Origin of the sequence: Aquimarina sp. TRL1 (genome assembly GCF_013365535.1) — a bacterium.
GTDB classification, from domain to species: domain Bacteria; phylum Bacteroidota; class Bacteroidia; order Flavobacteriales; family Flavobacteriaceae; genus Aquimarina; species Aquimarina hainanensis.
Genome location: NZ_CP053590.1, coordinates 2,274,652 through 2,293,685, shown reverse-complemented (window position 1 = coordinate 2,293,685; position 19,034 = coordinate 2,274,652). Strand labels below are relative to the sequence as shown.

Annotated in this window: 13 protein-coding genes; 10 read left to right on the top strand and 3 right to left on the bottom strand. The window is 36.0% G+C overall.

What is annotated here, in order from left to right; all coding sequences use genetic code 11:
- The first annotated feature begins 236 nt into the window (after window positions 1-236).
- The 5 genes from HN014_RS09355 (at window position 237) to HN014_RS09335 (ending at window position 9,546) form a co-directional block, all read left to right on the top strand.
- Window positions 237-632, top strand: coding sequence for a YbjN domain-containing protein (locus HN014_RS09355; protein WP_176028619.1), 396 nt, complete (start codon window positions 237-239; stop codon window positions 630-632).
- Between the two features lie 3 nt (window positions 633-635).
- A complete protein-coding gene (locus tag HN014_RS09350; RefSeq protein ID WP_176028618.1) occupies window positions 636-1,349 on the top strand; it encodes a PspA/IM30 family protein in 714 nt (237 codons plus the stop codon).
- Window positions 1,350-1,361: 12 nt separating this feature from the next.
- Window positions 1,362-2,084, top strand: coding sequence for a hypothetical protein (locus tag HN014_RS09345; protein WP_254884121.1), 723 nt, complete (start codon window positions 1,362-1,364; stop codon window positions 2,082-2,084).
- Between the two features lie 16 nt (window positions 2,085-2,100).
- Window positions 2,101-4,236 (top strand): flotillin family protein, encoded by a 2,136-nt coding sequence (locus tag HN014_RS09340; protein ID WP_176028617.1) that lies wholly within the window; start codon window positions 2,101-2,103, stop codon window positions 4,234-4,236.
- A gap of 405 nt (window positions 4,237-4,641) precedes the next feature.
- Window positions 4,642-9,546, top strand: coding sequence for a DNA repair ATPase (locus HN014_RS09335; protein ID WP_176028616.1), 4,905 nt, complete (start codon window positions 4,642-4,644; stop codon window positions 9,544-9,546).
- A gap of 67 nt (window positions 9,547-9,613) precedes the next feature.
- Here HN014_RS09335 and HN014_RS09330 read toward each other — a convergent pair whose 3' ends face one another.
- Window positions 9,614-10,099: an Lrp/AsnC family transcriptional regulator gene (locus HN014_RS09330; RefSeq protein ID WP_176028615.1), complete on the bottom strand. Its 486-nt coding sequence runs from the start codon at window positions 10,097-10,099 to the stop codon at window positions 9,614-9,616.
- A 133-nt stretch (window positions 10,100-10,232) separates the two neighbouring features.
- Here HN014_RS09330 and HN014_RS09325 point away from each other — a divergent pair, with 133 nt between their 5' ends.
- Window positions 10,233-10,865, top strand: a complete 633-nt coding sequence (locus HN014_RS09325; protein ID WP_176028614.1) for a LysE family translocator — start codon at window positions 10,233-10,235, stop codon at window positions 10,863-10,865.
- 105 nt (window positions 10,866-10,970) lie between these two features.
- Here the strand turns inward: HN014_RS09325 and HN014_RS09320 are convergent, their stop codons facing one another.
- Entirely contained in the window at window positions 10,971-11,195 is a 225-nt protein-coding gene (locus HN014_RS09320) for an isoprenylcysteine carboxylmethyltransferase family protein (RefSeq protein WP_176028613.1), read from the bottom strand.
- Between the two features lie 54 nt (window positions 11,196-11,249).
- Entirely contained in the window at window positions 11,250-12,125 is an 876-nt protein-coding gene (locus HN014_RS09315; RefSeq protein ID WP_176028612.1) for an alpha/beta fold hydrolase, read from the bottom strand.
- 483 nt (window positions 12,126-12,608) lie between these two features.
- Between HN014_RS09315 and cdd the strand changes: the two genes are divergently transcribed.
- The 4 genes from cdd (at window position 12,609) to HN014_RS09295 (ending at window position 19,023) form a co-directional block, all read left to right on the top strand.
- Window positions 12,609-13,091 carry a cytidine deaminase gene (gene cdd, locus HN014_RS09310; protein WP_176028611.1) on the top strand — a complete coding sequence of 161 codons (483 nt, stop codon included), beginning with the start codon at window positions 12,609-12,611 and terminating at the stop codon, window positions 13,089-13,091.
- A 488-nt stretch (window positions 13,092-13,579) separates the two neighbouring features.
- On the top strand, window positions 13,580-14,161 hold the full coding sequence (locus tag HN014_RS09305; protein WP_176028610.1) for an RNA polymerase sigma factor: 582 nt from the start codon (window positions 13,580-13,582) through the stop codon (window positions 14,159-14,161).
- A 106-nt stretch (window positions 14,162-14,267) separates the two neighbouring features.
- Window positions 14,268-15,404 carry a FecR family protein gene (locus tag HN014_RS09300; RefSeq protein ID WP_176028609.1) on the top strand — a complete coding sequence of 379 codons (1,137 nt, stop codon included), beginning with the start codon at window positions 14,268-14,270 and terminating at the stop codon, window positions 15,402-15,404.
- Between the two features lie 151 nt (window positions 15,405-15,555).
- Window positions 15,556-19,023 carry a TonB-dependent receptor gene (locus tag HN014_RS09295; protein ID WP_176028608.1) on the top strand — a complete coding sequence of 1,156 codons (3,468 nt, stop codon included), beginning with the start codon at window positions 15,556-15,558 and terminating at the stop codon, window positions 19,021-19,023.
- Window positions 19,024-19,034 lie beyond the last annotated feature (11 nt).

Below are 19,034 nucleotides of genomic sequence, written 5' to 3'. Positions count from 1 at the left end.
GCTAATTTTAGTAGAAATACTTTCTTATTGTATTTCTTTTCGGGGGAAAAGCTACTACGTTACTAAAATTTTTAGCATGAAAACAAAATCACTAATTAAAAACAATAAAACCAATGATTGTCATATTATGTCTTTTAGCACACAAGGCTATGGATCTCGCAGAACATTTATGTAACTTTTTGTAATATTGATACACATACTAAACATTCTACAAATAATCAATCAAACATAAATTTATGCAGAATCACTTTCAACAGGTAAAGGATTATATACTAGAACTCAACTACAACATCACGCATGAGAACCAAGGGGACGGGATCATTATGATTAGTAAAGAAAGTGAAGGTATTAGTAACCTTATCCTAGGGATTGCCACTCCCATATTAATTATAGAGCAGCATGTTTTTGATATTAAAAACAAAAATGAACAGGTATACAAAAGCCTCTTACAAAAGAATCGAGACATTGTCCATGGGGCATTCGTATTAGACCAAACTGGAGAGCGTGTTATTTTCAGAGACACTCTACAAGTAGAAAACTTAGACCTTAATGAACTGGAAGGTTCCTTAAATTCACTTAGTCTTCTTTTAGGAGAATACTCTGAGCAAATTATCAATTTTTCAAAATATTAAGCTATGAACTTTTTCAAACGATTATTCAAAATTGGGGAGGCAGAAGCGCATTCCGCAATTGATAAAATGGAAGACCCTATAAAAATGACCGAACAAGGGATCAGAGATATGAAATCTGATCTGGAAAAAAGCCTGGAAGCGTTGGCACAGGTAAAAGCCCTGGCTATTCGTTCTAAAAATGAAACCGAAGAATTCCTGGTAAAGGCACAAGATTATCAGCAAAAAGCCATGTTAATTCTAAAAAAAGCACAAAGCGGAGATATCGCAGCTACAGAAGCAGACCGGCTGGCTAAAGAAGCTTTGATCAAAAAAGAAGAATCAAGTAAGCATGCATCTCGAACTAAAGAAGAGTCCGAAAAATTTGATAAGTCTGTAGCACAACTCGAAAAAAATGTACAGGAAATCAAACAAACTATCAGCAAATACGAAAACGAGCTAAAAACATTAAAAGCCAGAGTAAAGGTCTCTAAAGCAACCAAGAACCTAAACAAGCAAATGGCTGAAATTGACAGCTCAAGTACTGTTAGTATGTTAGAACGTATGAAAGAAAAAGTAATACAGGAAGAGGCACTTGCAGAGGCATATGGAGATATTGCTAATACATCAAAGTCTATTGATGAAGAAATTGATAAAGCGATTGACCTTACCGAAGCCAATGCAGAAGATGACTTAGCCAAACTTAAAGAACAATTAGGATTCAATAAAGACAACCAGTAAACACGAACACCTTTGGACAATTTTCTCAACATCATATTTTCACCTGTAAACCTGGTATTAACGCTGTTAATGCTCCTTCTCGTTATATACTGGATATTTACCATGATTTCTGGAATTGATTTTGACCTGGATGTCGACGTAGATATAGACGCAGATATCGATACGGATTTCGAAATCGATACAGACACAAGTATAGAAGGGGGAAACCTGGATTTTGAAGATATTGCCAATACAGAAATCAATAAAGAAGATGTTATTGGCAAAAAGAGAAAACCTCTAAAATGGTGGCAAATATTATTAATTTATTTTAATTTTGTCGGACTTCCCTTCATGTTTACATTTTCTGCTTGGATATTTATCTGGTGGTTATGTACGACAATAACAACAACAATAACGCATACCTATGATCACAGTATGGGATACGTGATTTTCTTAGCAGGAATTGTTCCCTCATTACTGCTAACAAAATTCTTTACCACTCCATTTAAGAGTTTCTTTAAAAACCTGAATCAGGATGGAGATGAAGCCTATGATCTAATAGGAAGAACTGGAATATCACAATCTACTATTGCTGAAAGTAAATTAGGTACCGCAGAAATTGTAATTGACAAAAATCCAATAACAATATATATAAAATCACTTCATGGGGAGCAAATAAACTATAAGGAAAAAATACTGATTATCAAACAATCAGAAGATCACAATCACTATTTCGTACAATCATATAATGACTAAATAAATAAACCAAAAAATGTTAGAACAAATATTACCATTCATTGTAATTGGATTAGGGCTCATTCTATTTCTGATTATTGTATACTTTGCCATCATCGCAATGTTTTACAAAAAAGTGCCACAAGGGCAGGCACTTGTTCGTACCGGGTTTAAGGGAACCAAAGTAGCCACAGACAGAGGACTATACGTAGTCCCTGTATTTCACAAAGTAGAGATTATGGATATCTCTGTTAAGAAAATCCAGATAGAACGATTAGGAAATGACGGATTGGTATGTAAAGACAATATGAGAGCTGACATCAAAGTAGCTTTTTTCGTCAGAGTCAACAACGATGTGGAGTTTATTAAAAAAGTAGCACAAACCATAGGTTGTGAAAGAGCTTCTCACATCTCTACCCTAGAAGACTTATTCGAAGCAAAATTCTCTGAAGCATTAAAAACAGTTGGAAAAAAATTCCAGTTTACAGAATTATATGAAGCAAGACGTGAATTCAGAGATGAAATTGTAGATATCATCGGAACTGACCTCAACGGATATACACTAGAAGATTGTGCTATTGATTACTTAGAACAAACCCCAGTTAGTTTCCTTAAATCCGATAATATTCTCGATGCAGAAGGGATCAAGAAAATTACAGAGCTAACCGCTACTCAAAACATCAAAGCCAATCTCATCAAAAGAGATGAAGAAAAAGTAATCCGCAAACAAGATGTAGAAGCCAGAGAAGCTATCCTGGAATTAGACAAGCAGTTAGCAGAAAAAGAAGAACAGCAAAAAAGAGAAATTGCGAACATCAAGGCAAGAGAAGAAGCTGAAATGTTAAAAGTCGCTGAAGAAGAGCGTCTAAAATCTGAGACTGCCCGAATCTCAACCGAAGAAAAAGTTCAGGTTGCAGAAGAAAATAAACAACGTCAGGTAATTGTCGCTGAGAAAAACAAGCAACGTACCAATGCCGTTGAATCAGAACGAGTAGAAAAAGACAGAATGTTAGAAGCTACCGAAAGAGAGCGTATTGTGACACTGGCACAGATCGAAAAAGAAAAAGTTGTCGAGGTAGAAAAGAAAAACATTCAGGATGTAATCAGAGACCGAGTAATGCTTGAAAAAGGAGTAGTTGAAGAACAAGAGAATATGAAAGATATTCAGGCATTCAAGGGAGCTGATCGAGAAAAGCAGGTAAAAATTACGATTGCTCAGGCAGAAGCAGAAGAAGCACTGATTAAAACAATCAAAGAGGCCGAGGCTCAAAAAGAAGCAGCAAAACAAAAAGCTGAAGAAATTAATATTGAAGCACAGGCACAGAAAGAAGCTAGTGAGAAAGAAGCAGAAGCTAGAAAAACATTAGCAGAAGCACAAGCAAAAGAAGAAGCAACCATCGGAATGTCTGAAGCACAAGTGATGCATGCCAAGGCTGATGCTAACGAAAGACAAGGAATTGTAGAAGCTAGCATTATCGAAAAAACTGCCAAAGCAGAAGCGGCTGGAATAGAAGCCAAAGCAGAAGCACTTAAATCTCAAGGAATCGCAGAAGCAGAAATAATCAGAGAAAAAGCACTAGCAGAAGCGACCGGAAACAAAGAAATTGCACTAGCACAAGCAGAAGGAGATAAAGAAATCGCATTAGCAGAAGCTGCCGGAATCGAACAAAAAGCCGAAGCGATGAAGAAACTAGACGGAGTTGGGAAAGAGCACGAAGAGTTCAAACTAAAATTAGAAAAAGAATTAAAAGTAGACCTTGCTCAAATCAATATCCAGAAAGAAATCGCCGATGCACAAGCACACGTAATCGCAGAAGCACTTAAAGCAGCAAATATTGATATTGTTGGAGGAGAGACAATGTTCTTTGATCAGATTATAGGACAAGTGACCAAAGCCAAAGGATTCGACAGACTGGTTCAACACTCAGACAACATTCAGGATGTAAAAGATGCGATCCTGGGAAGCGATGACATCAAAGGAAACTTATTAGACAAAGTCAAAGAGTTTGCTACGAAATACAATATCTCTACAGAAGATATTAAGAACCTGACAATTGCTAACCTACTGACAACGTTAAAGCAGAAATCAAATGACCCGTCAGAAAATGACTTGTTCAGCAACCTGCTTAATCTTGCCAAAGGAATGGGGTTATCAGATAAAAAGCTTAGATAACAGAACTTCTCTGGATGTATCCCTACAAAAACAAGGATACATCCAGAGAATCCTATGTGAACTTTACCAATGTTTTTTAACTTCTGATATCCAGATTTCAACAACTTTTCCCGATGATGGGGTACGGGGAAAGTCAAAACAGCAATATTAAAAAAGAAGTCCTTGGTATGATAAAAGCGGGTACACTACACAAGTACTCAAAAAACAACAGGTAGACAAGCATATATCCATGTTTCCATCTTGTTTTTATATACACATCATTCGTATATAATGAGGAGTTTACTAAATATATGATCAAACATATAAGCTAACCAGAAGTGACACCCCGCTTATAACGATTACCATCCGATAAGACAAACATCACTTCTATACTAATTTTGATAACATCTAGCGGCAATTGCTATTATGGAAGAAAATAAAGACAATACGCATCTATCATTAGACGGGGGAACCTATGAGATTATTCAAAAGCGATTGCAATCTCAAAAAACGGAACTACAAAAACGTCTGCAAGAACTCAACACAGCGAGAAAAGATGTTTTCGGAAGCGTAGAAACCAAACTCATTGCCAATAACAGAATCAATACAGAAAACAACTGTATCGCCAGAGATATTGTTACGATTGGAAATCACTGTTTATTCGGCTATAACGTACACTTTGGACTACGAACTGAAATCACACTACAAGATGTTTTTAGCATCTACACTTACGAGGAAGATCACTTTGTAGCCCAACCCCTGACCTGCATTGAAGATGAACTCTTCATTAATGATTTTACCAATCTTTACAAATATTATAGAAATACCATTTTTTCCAAATTTGCCATCATAGGCAATTACCTACACATGGTCTTTCAATTAAGTGAGAGTACAACAGACATTAAAACATTTAAATGGCTGATCAATGAAGGAACCTTAACCTATATTGATAATCGAAGCGATCATGAGTATACCTTCCCTACACAACATGACTTTCAATGGACAGAAGTAAACAGAGATATGCACCGATACGGAACGCATTCCCATATTTCTATCATGGACAAAGTTTTTGTAGAAACGATCGGAGGGGATCTCACCATAAAAATAGAAGATAATACAGATGACGGCAAAGGAATCCTGGATGAACCTGTAGTACATGTAGATCAGACATTAGACGACGGGCAATTCAGATACGCTGACCTCGGAAACCTCATCGCTCTGGAAATAAAACCTTTTCAGGAAGCTCCTCGATATTTCGTATACAATCACAAAATACAAGAGGTTAAGAAAATCGAAAGCATTGGGGAATCCTGTATTCTCCTTCCTGATGATCAGGGAATCATTTTCCCTAATGGATATTATCTCCAATCAGGAGCTTTTAAATTATTCGGACTTTCTATCTCTGAATTAAAATTTCAAAAAAAGCTAAGTTCCCCTAACGGAGAAGATTTTCTGTATATTTTCTATGAAGAAGAAAACGGGCATTATGTACTAATGTCATACAATGTCATAGAACAGGAAGTCAAAACTCCTATTGTATGTACTGGATTTACACTGTTAGAACATGGAGAACTCTGCTATTTCAAAACAGAAGATGAGCAAACCAAGCATCATGTAATTCAAATATGGCAGACTCCATTTATCCAAGGAGATGCCATTCCATCAGAACATACTGACACTCTTTTATACAAAATCGGTAATAAAGATATTGTCAAAGCAATGGCAGAGTGTAATGCTCTAATCACCTTGCTTAACAAAGAAGATAATTATGATGGTCTATACAATGATGTATCTCAGGCATCTCTGGACATTATCGATAGCTATTATTGGATTCGCGAAGAAGAAACCTGTAGACTGGATATTCCTTTAGAAGAAATCAAAAATGCCTCTAATGCAGCCATTGATGAATTCGATAAGGTAGTGCAACTACGCAAAACTGCCAAACAAAGCACCAAGGAAACACAGGAAAAAGCCGATCAGGTATTCAATAAGATAAAGAGCAGTTCTTTTAGATCTATTGATGATTTTGTACAGATACTAGCACAACTCAGAACCCTGAGAGGAGAAGTAATCAGTCTTAATGACATTCGATATGTAGATAAAACTTTTATTACAGATCTGGAAAACGCAATAGAAGAGCAAACTGAAAAAATATCTCATCGCTGTGTACAATTCTTATTAGATGATAAGGCACTACTTCCCTATCATCAACGGGTAGAAGAAAAACAAGCCGAATTAGATACTATCAAAAAGGTTATTGAGGCAAAAAAACTCGAAGAAGCCGTCAATCAAATAGCCACAGATTTAGAGATGCTTATTGATATCGTCTCCAATTTACAAATTGAAGATACCGCTCACTCTACTAAAATCATCGATAATATCTCATTAATTTTTGCGACAATTAACCAATTAAAAGCAGGAATTAAAAATGCAATAAAATCTCTTGGAAGTAGAGAAGCCAGTGCAGAATTCGCTGCTCAATTAAAGCTGGTAGACCAGAGTATTATCAATTATCTTGATATTGCACAGACGCCTGAAAAAACGGATGAGTTACTGAATAAAGTTTCTGTACAACTAGAAGATCTTGAAGGGCGATTTGCAGATTTTGATCAGTTTATCACTCAGATTATTGAAAAACGAGAAGAAGTCTATAATGCTTTTGAAGCTAGAAAAAACAGCCTGATTGAAGCCAGAAACAAAAAAGCCGTTGCTTTAGAAAATGCTGCCAATCGAATCCTGAAAGGAGTAAGCAAAAAGGCATTAAGTTTTAGTAGCGTTACAGATATCAATGGGTACTTTGCCTCTGATTTAATGATCGCCAAACTAAGAGATATTATCGATCAGCTAAAAGAGCTTGATGATGTCGGAAAAGCAGAAACTATTGAAACAGCTCTAAAAGTTTCTAAAGAAGATGCTACCCGTAAGTTAAAAGACAAACAAGACCTCTATGAAGATGGAGAGAATGTAATCAAACTAGGGAAACATAAATTTGGTGTAAACAAACAGCCGCTGGACCTTACCATTGTATATAAAGATCAGCAATTACAATACCATCTGACAGGAACCGACTTCTATCAGGAGATACAGAATGAAATCTTATTGAATTCTAAAAAATATTGGGATCAGGAACTCATTTCTGAAAACAATAGTATCTACCGTGCCTGTTATTTAGCATATAAAATCTACAGGCAACAACAAACCGGTACAGCGGACCAGTTACTCAGCATGTCAGAAGAAAGCTTATTAGGACTGGTAAGGGAAGAAAGCAGTAAAAATTATGCCGAAGGCTATGTAAAGGGAGTACACGATTTAGATGCTGCCAAAATATTAAAAGTACTGATTACCAAAGATCATGATCTCGGTTTATTACGATATCCTGCTACAATCAGGGCTTTTGCACAGTATTATTGGAACAACCTAGCAGAAGAGGCACAAACATACTGGAACCACCGCATCAAATCCTCGGGAGAAGTACTGCGTATATTTCCGGATAGTGAAGCATATAAAACAGTAATTCATGCGCTAACTAAGGACATAAAAGAAAGCCTGTTATTGACTTCACTTATAGATGAAATGACCATATTCGAACCAGAGATGGTTGCTTCTTACATTTTTGACGAACTAAAAAACAATGATTTCTTTTGTTATAGTCAAACAGCTCATGAGCTTTACGAAGCTTTCTGTACCACCCTGAAAAAAAAGGACATGTATTCTAAGCTATATCAAAAGTTACATGAGCCTATTCCCGAAGACATTGCACAAACCCATGCCACAGACCGGATTCAGCTTGCTCTTCAGTGGGTCTCGTCTTTTATCAAAACGACAACCCCAGAAAAAGAACAATATGCACACGAGGTCGTATGCCTGTTTTTATACTTACATGAATCAAACACCAATATCATTCATGTAAGCCCTATACAAAAAATCGAAGGCTTAACAGGCAGTCATCCGACAGTTATCGAAGGGCAATTTATATTCGATTATCACCATTTCAGCAATAAACTTCAGCAATTTGCAACTATCGAAGTACCTTCATATGAAGCATATCGAAAAGCAAAACATGAGGTAACGGAGCAGTTAAAAGAAGATATAAAGCTAACGGAGTTTATGCCGAAAGTTCTTTCTTCTTTTGTTCGGAACAAATTAATAGATCAGGTTTATTTTCCTCTTTTTGGAGATAACCTCTCCAAGCAATTAGGAAGTATTGGAGATAGTAAACGTACTGATAGAATGGGAATGTTGCTTCTCATCTCTCCTCCTGGATATGGAAAAACAACCTTAATGGAGTATATGGCGAATCGTTTAGGGCTCGTCTTTATGAAAATAAACGGTCCTGCAATTGGTCATGAGGTAACTTCTGTAGATCCGATGGCCGCTACTAATGCTGCCGCAAGAGAAGAATTAAAAAAACTGAATCTCGCCTTCGAGATGGGGAACAATGTGATGTTATATCTAGACGATATTCAACACTGTAATCCTGAGTTTTTACAAAAATTCATATCCCTGGCTGACGGAACCCGGAAAATAGAAGGGGTATATAACGGTGTTCCAAAAACTTATGACCTCAGAAGTAAAAAATTCTGTGTGATCATGGCTGGAAACCCATATACCGAAAGTGGAGAGAAATTCCAGATTCCCGATATGTTAGCAAACAGAGCCGATATCTATAATCTGGGAGATATTATAGGAGATACTGCCGCCTTGTTTAAGCTTAGCTTAATAGAAAATGCGATGACTTCCAACCCGATATTACATCAGCTAAGTAATAAAAACTTTGAGGATTTGTATCGTTTCGTAGAAATCATAGAAACCGGAAATAGAGAGGGAATCGAATTACAGGGGAATTACACCAAACAGGAAACCGAGGAATATTTGGCTGTACTAGAAAAAGTTGTAACCATCCGAAACACAGTAATGCAGGTGAATGCTACGTATATTAAATCTGCTGCTATGGAGGACTCCTACCGTACAGAGCCTTCTTTCAAATTACAAGGTTCTTATAGAGATATGAACAAACTCGTCGCGAAAGTAGTACCTATTATGAACCAAAAAGAATTGGAAACACTACTTCTTTCTCATTATGAGAGCGAATCTCAAACCCTGACAAGTGCAGCTGAAGCTAACCTTCTAAAATACAAAGAGCTTACAGAAACTATTTCTACAGAAGAAATAACACGATGGAACACCATCAAGGAGACTTTTGTAAAAAACAATAAACTCAAAGGTTTTGGTAATAAGAATGAGATGACACAAGTCTTAGCTCAGATGATGCAATTCAGTGAGCATCTCTCCGGGATACAGGACGTACTAAAAAAAGGGTTAGAAAAATAATTCCCTTTCTCTTATACAAAAAGCCCTTGTTATGAGCATAACAAGGGCTTTTATATCATCATATGTATTAATCTGGCATATCACCTGTCTCCAATGCTGCTGCCAATTCTATAATTTCTTTACAAATCATTCCATTTCTGATTACTTCAGACAGAACAACCAAAGTTGTCGGATCTCCATAAACGGCCAACCGGTCAATTACATTCGCCAAATGACTACTATCCTTTAAGGCACATTTCATTATCAGACAATCCTTTCCTGTAACGCGACTACATTGAATTACTTCGGGAAACTCTTTTATATATGAAACAAAAGTAGCATGGTTCGTTTTTTGTACCTGAATAGAAATATAAGCCGAAAGGGGTAAGCCTGCTTTTTTTAAGTTAATCGTTGTGGCATACCCTTCGATAACTCCTGAATCTTCTAAACGCTGAATCCGCTCTGCTACCGCAGAGGCAGACAACCCAATCTCTCTTCCTATCACGGCATAGGGAGTCCTGGAGTTTTGCTGCAACACTTCCAGTATTTTCCAATCCAAATCATCTTTAATCATAATCCATTGTTTTTTTTCAAAAATACGCTTGCTTTTTTTGTATAACAAACCAAAAACCATGTTTTCCGTGGTGTTTTACCAGCTACTACAATTAATTTTACGCAATCAATAATCATCAAAAAAAGAAACAAATATGTTCGGTATTATTAATTACGAGGTATTTATCCTATCAGGAATATTATTAAATATTACTCCTGGAACAGATACTATGTATATTTTGAGCAGAAGTATTTCTCAAGGTAAAAAAGCAGGTTTTTTATCCGTAATGGGCATAGCTACCGGAGCGTTGTTTCACTGTATATTTACCGCCTTTGGCATTTCATTATTAATTGCTCAATCTCCGGTCGCTTTTGATATCATAAAATATGCAGGAGCCCTATACATGCTGTATTTAGGAGGACAAATTCTCTATACTGAATTCTTTACAACAAAAACCACAACAGTACAATCTGCATCTCCTATTCCTGAAGGGCGAGACATTTACTTTTCAGGGGTGCTCACCAATCTGCTGAACCCTAAAGTTGCATTGTTTTTTCTTGCCTTTTTACCTCAATTTGTAGCAACTAGTCATTCCAAAGAAGCTCTTCCTTTTGTATTGCTTGGCGCCACATTTATTACAACTGGAGTGCTGTGGTGCTTTTCTCTTGTCTTTTTTGCTTCCAAAGCATCTGATCGCATCAGAAAAAATCCGTCTATAAAAAAGAAATTAGACCTCGTAACAGCCGTTGTTTTTATCATTTTAGCAAGTAAACTTGCGTTTTTTTAATCCCCCTCTAATAGGTTACTTCCCTTTCTAAAACTCAAAAAATACAATGCATATACTTTATCCTATGATCAAGATATAAACGTCCTGTATTATTTCTGAAGAAATTTACCTTTTAGGTATCCAATAACGTACTTTCTTCTTATATACTTCATATTCATCTCCAAACCTATTCTTCATATCTTTCTCTTCTATCGGACGAACTACCCATTGCCATAAAACCGCACCAAGTATTCCTTCAAAGATACTATATCTACTTTGCTTTATAGGCTTTCCCCTAAAACGGTAAATAGGTTTTTCTTCAAAAAACAGACTGCTCTGTGTTTCTTTCACTCATATACTCATAATACGAATACTCAATAAATAAAACGTTAGTCATAAACCCTCTTATAAAACTTCAGATATTCTTTCCAGCTGGTGTTCTTTTGTAAAGGATAGAATCCCTTCAATAAATGTATCCGGATCATCTTCCTGAACATAAGTCATTGCCTTATCAACTGCTATAAAAGTAGCATTTGGGAAAATAGATGCTATCCTTTTACCCAATTCAACAGGAAATAATACTGTATCATCCATTCCCCAAAGCAGCAACACAGGTTTTTTAAAATCTTTTAATTTTTCCGCCGCGTTTAGTGTATATTTTGGATCCCAGCCCAAGGCCAATCGTTTAAAATTTTCTCGTATGTGCTTATTTTCAGAAAAGTTCTTTACATAATATTCATAAAGTTCTTCCTTTGTCAACTGATGCGATAACAGCCCAAATGCCATATCCCATTTTAGCGATGGTTTGTAGGAAAACAACTTAGCCATAATCCACATATATCCCGGAACTTTCACCATTGTTTTTAGTGATGCAAACTTTTTAGGAGGAAAAACTTCAAACCCTTCGCAATTACTCAAGACAAGCGCAATTACTTTTTGAGGACATTGTGCTGCAAAAACCTGAGCATATGCTCCTCCTGTATCATTAGCTATCAAGATAGTTTTATTTATAGAAAGTGCTTCCAATACTGCTGAGATAATATCAGCAACTCCCTCCGGATCAAGGTTCATGTTATTTGTTACCGGGATTTTATGTCCCCCTAATGGCCATTCCGGAATGATACACCGAAAATGACTCGCGAGTGCAGGAATTACCTTCCTCCAGGTATTTCCACTCGAAAATGCCCCATGAATAAACAACATTGGAATCCCCTGACCAACCTCTTTATATTCCAGTATATTTTCCCCAATTTTAATTTCTTTCTTAATCGTATTCCCCATATGTTACTGTTTTTACAACAATTATAAGCACCAAAACAAAAACACCTTATGGTTTTTTATGAAATAACAATAAATTAACTAAAAATGAAGTCATATCATCTCTTTTTAGTATGATTTGCAATTGTATACTTTCTTTCTGGTAATTTATACATCGGGATGATAGAAATAAAAAAAGCAACCTCAACCAAAAACATCCATCCTCCTAAAAAGCGGCACTTTGATCAGAGAAAAACGCAAAAAACAAACACTCAGAACAAACGATTGTGCAAAATTGCTGATAATTTGCAAAAAGTAGCTTATTATTTGTTATTTTTATTCCCTTGCTCTAAAAAGAACACTTGTGTCGACCGGATGTTTTTTATTGGAACAAGGTCATTTCTGCAGGTATAAATCACCTTAGAATATGATGATCGGAAACAGGCTTCAACATATAAAAGCCCTTCCAAAACAATATAAAACCAATACCTCTTATCCCGTATTCGTATGAAAGAGATCAAACACACTACCGAAGCTTATATCTATAAGAATATTGATATGCTCCCGCAGGAAGACCAAGTATTAATGAACAACGCCATAGAAGCCAAAAACAAAGCATATGCTCCTTACTCCAAGTTTTCGGTAGGTGCTGCTTTGTTATTGGAAAATGGTCAAATTATTCTGGGAAATAACCAAGAAAATGCTGCCTATCCATCTGGCATGTGCGCAGAACGTGTTGCCATCTGGAAAGCAGGATCTGATTTTCCCGGAGTAACCATAAAAAAACTAGCCATCGTTGCCAGTTCTTCGACATATGTAGTGAATAAACCTATTAGCCCATGTGGAGCCTGCCGACAGACATTATCTGAATATGAAATCAATCAAAACTCAGCTATCGAAATTTTGTTTATGGGAGCCGTAGGAGAAGTGTATAAAGTGGATTCTATCATATCCTTATTACCTTTTTCATTTGACAGCTCTTTTGTATAACAGAAAATCTCCTATGTCTTTATAAACAAATAAGAGGTTCTCGTAAAAGAAATCGACAACCTCAACCAGCTCTCCGGATGTTATAGTAGAATTTAGAATATTAATTTCAAGGTTCCCTGAATATTACAGCTAGGTTTATTGAGGAAACCTCCTTATTGCGCATCCCTCATTATCTCCTGACACATCCTCTGGATATCAGAGGAGCCGGGCATATATAATCCTGTATTTACCTATCTTCAAAAACTGCTTTATTTAAACTTCATTCTATAAATAACACAACCTATTCCTATTTTGTTTTTTTATTGTTATTCTTCTAAAAACTGAAATTCATCTTTCTCAAAAAAACGATAAGCAACTACAAATAAATTAAATAAAAAATAAGACACAACCCCATAAAATTAATACTGGGATAATCCACTTGAATTATTTTCCTATAACCTTTGCATATATTTTTTTATATATTTACTACACCCTTTTTAGTCAATTTTATGTCAAATTCCGATGTTTTATTACTTGAACGTTTAAGCCAAAACGATGCTTCGGCAATGACAGAACTGTATAATCGGTATTGGAAACTACTATACAGTTCCTCTTATAATGTTCTTCGGAATAAAGCGCTTTGTGAGGACATCACTCAAGAAGTTTTCGTAGACGTATGGAACAACCGAAAAAAAATAGAAATAACCACTTCATTAAAATCGTATTTATACGCCTGTACTCGTTATAAAGTTTTTGCTCAGCTTAAGAAAAACAACAAATATATCCACCTTCCATACATCAACAAACTAGATAACAGATCTCTAAATGTTTCTACTGATTCTGCATTACTGCACAAAGAATTATCTGAACAAATCAATACCATCATTGAGTCTCTTCCCGAAAAATGTCGAAATGTCTTTCGGTTAAGTCGTGTAGAACAGATGAGTTATAAAGAGATTTCTCATAAACTTAACATTTCTACAAAAACCGTAGAGAATCATATATCCAAAGCGCTACAAATTATTAGAGCCTCTAAAAAAAACACCTGGTACTCTACAATCACTCTATGGCTCTTACATCAAACATTTTGATTTACACTTTTCTCAAAAAAAAAGAAGTTTCAAGTAGGGGTACTTTCTTTTTTTAAACACTACTCTATTATACCGCTCATAATAAACTATGAAATCTATTTAAAAAATGGATGATAAACATTTTTTATTCTTGCTAGAGAAATATCTCGCAAAAAAGGCAACTCCTGAGGAGGAGCAAATCCTGATGGACTATTACGAAAGTTTTCAGGAAAAGGCTTTATGGAATGAACAGATCGAATCAGAAGACGAAATAAAAAAAAGAATATATTCTAAAATAAAAAATCAAATACAGCAGGACGAAAATAGCATTCGCATAAATAACCTTCTGAAATATGCTGCTGTATTCATAGGTTTGATAGGAAGTCTATATTTTTTTAAAAACACCATTATCAATTTAGTAACTTCTTCGAATACTGATAGCCTAATTAGCAAAAGGGACCATATCACCCTTACACTTGACAATGGGAAAATAGAAACACTTTCAGAAGATGGAATTCATAAGATAGTGGATACGGATGGCAATGTCATTGGAGAAAAGAAAGGGAATGAAATAAAATATTTTAAAAATAAAAAAGCCACCAATACTGCATATAACAAGTTATCTATTCCTTTCGGTAAACGTCTCAACTTAGTCTTATCTGATGGAACAAAGGTAAAACTAAACTCAGGAAGTACTATTAGTTATCCGACACAGTTTTCCGACAAAGAAACAAGACATGTTTCGATCCAGGGAGAAGCGTATTTTGATGTTGTCAAAGATCCCTCCCGCCCTTTTATTGTTGATGCTAACCAAGTTCACATAAAAGTACTTGGAACTCAATTTAATGTATCACATTATGGGACATCCCCTGACATCCAAACAGTTTTAGTAGAAGGAGCTATTGAATTATACAATACCCCAAAAACGGCTATTTCTTCTACCCGTGTTAAACTTACCCCTGGACAAAAGGGAAGCTGGAATAAAACCGCAAAAAAAATAATTGTTGACAGCGTTGATGTTCAACCTTATATAGCATGGATACAAGGAAAATTAGTCTTTAAAAAAATGTCTTTTATACACATTGCAGAGACGCTGGAAAGGCATTTTGATATACAAATAAAGAATGACTATCCATTACTGAATCACCAAATTTATTCTGCCTCTTTTAATGGAGAAACCATAGAGGAAATTCTAAAAACCTTTAGCGAAGACACCCCTTTTTCATTTACAAGAAAAGGAAATATTATATCAATCACTAAATAACTATTATCAAAAACACTATGCCTATGACATAAAAATCAATCCCACAACAGATCATTAATTAAAAAGTGAATCCAGAGAATGTTGGAGCATTTCTGGATTCGGTTAATGATTTAATCGAAATGGTGAAAATCAAAAAAATCAAAACAAAAGTATGAAAAAATTAGACTTAGATAGGTTCTTCTATCGAATACTATTATCCAATTTTGACCTGAAAATGAAGCTAACAACACTCTTATTAATAATTTCTCTTTTTCAGATTAAAGCAAACACATATTCTCAAGACAAGCGCATTTCATTAAAAATGAGCAATGTCAAACTAGAAACTATTCTTACCAAAATAGAGTCAATCTCAGCATATAGTTTCTTGTATAACCATAAGAAAATTGACGTAAACAAAGTTCTTTCTGTTCATGCCAAGAATCAAAAGATATCGAATGTCCTAAAAAAATTATTTTCAGGTACGGATATTTATATGGTGTATCGAAAACATCAAATTATTCTAAAGAAAAAACCTTCCATTCCATCAAAACAAGTAAAAAAGGAGCCGAAGGCAGAAGAACCTCAAGAACACATCTTAGAAGGTAGTGTATATGACCAAAATGGAGTTCCATTACCTGGTGCCAATATTATTGAAAAAGGAACTACTAATGGAACACAAACAGATTTTGATGGAAATTTTACGATTATACTGAAGCATCCCAATCCAATTCTTCACATTTCGTATCTCGGGTTTATTTCCAAAGAAGTTAATATAACGGATCAAACCCAGCTAAAAATTACACTACAGGAAGATTCTGATAAGCTTGATGAAGTGGTAGTTGTTGGGTACGGAACCCAAAGTAAACGAAGAGTAACCGGGTCTATTTCCAGCATAGATGTAATAGAGACCGAAAAAGCAGGTTTTTTAGCTACTGATGATGTTTTACAAGGTCGTGTTCCCGGAGTTCAGATAGCATCTACGTCCGGAACCCCTGGGGGGCAACAAAGGATTAATATCCGAGGAATCGGATCCTTGCAAGGAAACAACCTGCCTCTGATCGTTATCGATGGAATCCCAATCAATAATACAGACCCTTCGTCACTTAATGATCAGGTTTTTGGTACTGTTAATAGTCAGAGTCCATTAGCGCTATTGAATCCTAATGATATCGAAAGTATTGATATCTTAAAAGATGCTGCATCAACTTCTATATATGGTTCCAGAGGAACCAATGGGGTCATTATCATTAGTACCAAAAAAGGAAAACAGGGAAAGGCCAAAGTAAACTTTTCTACCTATGCCGGAATTCAGCATGCTCCTCAAAAAATTCACACTGCGAATACGGCACTTTGGTTAGAAGTTAATAATGAGGCCAGAAATAATTTTAATACCGATCAAGGACTGACTTCTGGTGATTCCGGTTTTTTATCTCCGCTTTCAAATCCTTTATCCCCAGGTCAAACAGAATATGACTGGACAGCAGGAATTACAAATTCAAGTGCGCTCATCCAAGATCACAACCTCTCCATCCACGGAGGAAATGATAAAACCAGATTTTATACTTCGCTTGGGTATTTTAATCAGGAAGGCTGGTTCAAAAAAAGTGAATTCGGAAGGTATTCTACAAAACTTACAATCGAACACAAGTTTAATGCTAAAGCCAAATTCGGAGTCAATATAATAGGTAATCACAGTATTAATAACAGGGTAGCCAGTCATGAAGGAGGTTTACGATTATTGGTTCGGTCTTTAGAACAGCGACCTGCTGATCAACCTTATCACCCCGACGGAAGCTATAATATTGGGGGATCTGCTACATTAACCCGACATAACGGAGTACAGGTTATCAATGAACAAGATTCTAAATACAAAACCTATAGAGGTATTGTAACCGTTTTTGGAGAATTCAAACCTTTCGAAGGGTTTAGTTACACCCCTTCATTTAATCTCGATTATGGTACATATCATGATAATACTTACCGATCTCCCTTACATCCCCGAGGTAGAAATGTAAATGGTCAGGTATTTGATTCGAGAAATATATTAACCAATATTCTGGTAGAAAATCTTTTTAACTACCATAAAAACTGGGAAGACCTTGAATTAAAAGCTACTGTAGCTCATTCGTTCCAAAAACAAGTAATCGAATCTTCATTAATCGATGCGAGAAACTTCCCCTCTCCTTCATTTACTGCAATTTCATCAGCAGCCACTCAGTTTGCATTTGGGGCTAAGTCCGAAAATGCACTGGATTCATATTTGGGACGAGTTTCTTTTACTTTTAAAGATCGATATTTATTAGACACATCTTTTAGACGGGATGGTTCTTCGAGATTTGCTGATGGAAAAAGATATGGAAATTTCCCTTCTGTCTCCACAGGATGGATTCTTTCCAACGAACCTTTTCTAGAAGAAAACTCATGGGTCAGCTTCTTAAAACTAAGAGCTTCTTATGGAGTCACCGGAAGTACTAGTAGTATCGGTAATTATAATTCTTTGGCACTTGTTTCCGGAGGAGCAGACTACCTGGGCAATAGCGGTCTTACAGCAAACCAATTAGCCAATCCTAATCTAACCTGGGAGCAAGCCCGTTCGACAAATATCGGGTTAAATCTTCATCTTTTTGATAGTAGAATCAAAGTAACAATGGATTATTATACCAGGGATACTGATGACTTATTATACGATCGTCCTGTACATGGAACCTCCGGATTCACAACCTTCTCTGAAAATATTGGAAGTATGACCAATGAAGGGTTTGAACTAGGAATAAATACGTCTATTATAAATACTGATTCTTTTTCATGGAATCTGGATTTCAATATCTCTACAGCCAAGAATGAACTTACGTCACTCCTAAGCGAAAAACCCATTCCATTAGGATATAATGTTTTAAAAACAGGAGAAGCTATCGGGTCAATTTATCTCCTAAAACAAATAGGAATTTATCAGTCTGATAGTGACGTTCCTTCTTCATTAGCCGCAAATGGTGTACGAGCAGGAGATGTCATCTATGAAGATATTAACAATGACGGTCTGATTAATGCCAGTGATCGACAAATTGTAGGAAATGCTTTTCCCGATGCTTTTGGAGGTATCAATAATAGTTTTAAATATAAAAATATTGATCTATCTATATTTTCCAGTTTTTCAATAGGAAATGACATCTATGCTGCCTGGCGGTCAGGAGGCTTTCTGGCAGGTGGAGCTGCTGGATCTATCAGAGTTGGTGGAGGAGTCGATGGATTAGGATTCTCACAGTTTGGTATGTTGAGAAGTACGGCTCAAAACAGATGGACCGGTCCCGGAACGAGTAACACAACTCCCAGAGCAATTGCCAGTGGAACAGGTGCTGCTTTTCATAATAATCAAGCATCATCAAGATGGGTTGAAGATGGTTCTTTTTTCAGAATAAAAAACATCACATTAGGATATTCATTACCCGATACCCTTATAAAAAAATTATCTGTGGATAATTTTAGAATCTATACTACCGGAACAAACTTATTTACTTTTACGAAATACTCCGGATATGATCCCGAAGCTTCAGATAGTTCTGACCCTAGAACATTTGGCGCAGATTTCTTGACGGCTCCCCCGTTAAGAACAGTAATATTAGGGTTAACTATAAACTTTTAAATTTTGGGAAT

Excerpts from the sequence above, each read along its gene's own strand:
- HN014_RS09355 (WP_176028619.1), top strand. The coding sequence starts at position 237 with ATGCAGAATCACTTTCAACAGGTAAAGGATTATATACTAGAACTCAAC.
- HN014_RS09350 (WP_176028618.1), top strand. The coding sequence starts at position 636 with ATGAACTTTTTCAAACGATTATTCAAAATTGGGGAGGCAGAAGCGCAT.
- HN014_RS09340 (WP_176028617.1), top strand. The coding sequence starts at position 2,101 with ATGTTAGAACAAATATTACCATTCATTGTAATTGGATTAGGGCTCATT.
- HN014_RS09335 (WP_176028616.1), top strand. The coding sequence starts at position 4,642 with ATGGAAGAAAATAAAGACAATACGCATCTATCATTAGACGGGGGAACC.
- HN014_RS09330 (WP_176028615.1), bottom strand. The coding sequence starts at position 10,099 with ATGATTAAAGATGATTTGGATTGGAAAATACTGGAAGTGTTGCAGCAA.
- HN014_RS09325 (WP_176028614.1), top strand. The coding sequence starts at position 10,233 with ATGTTCGGTATTATTAATTACGAGGTATTTATCCTATCAGGAATATTA.
- HN014_RS09315 (WP_176028612.1), bottom strand. The coding sequence starts at position 12,125 with ATGGGGAATACGATTAAGAAAGAAATTAAAATTGGGGAAAATATACTG.
- cdd (WP_176028611.1), top strand. The coding sequence starts at position 12,609 with ATGAAAGAGATCAAACACACTACCGAAGCTTATATCTATAAGAATATT.
- HN014_RS09305 (WP_176028610.1), top strand. The coding sequence starts at position 13,580 with ATGTCAAATTCCGATGTTTTATTACTTGAACGTTTAAGCCAAAACGAT.
- HN014_RS09300 (WP_176028609.1), top strand. The coding sequence starts at position 14,268 with ATGGATGATAAACATTTTTTATTCTTGCTAGAGAAATATCTCGCAAAA.
- HN014_RS09295 (WP_176028608.1), top strand. The coding sequence starts at position 15,556 with ATGAAAAAATTAGACTTAGATAGGTTCTTCTATCGAATACTATTATCC.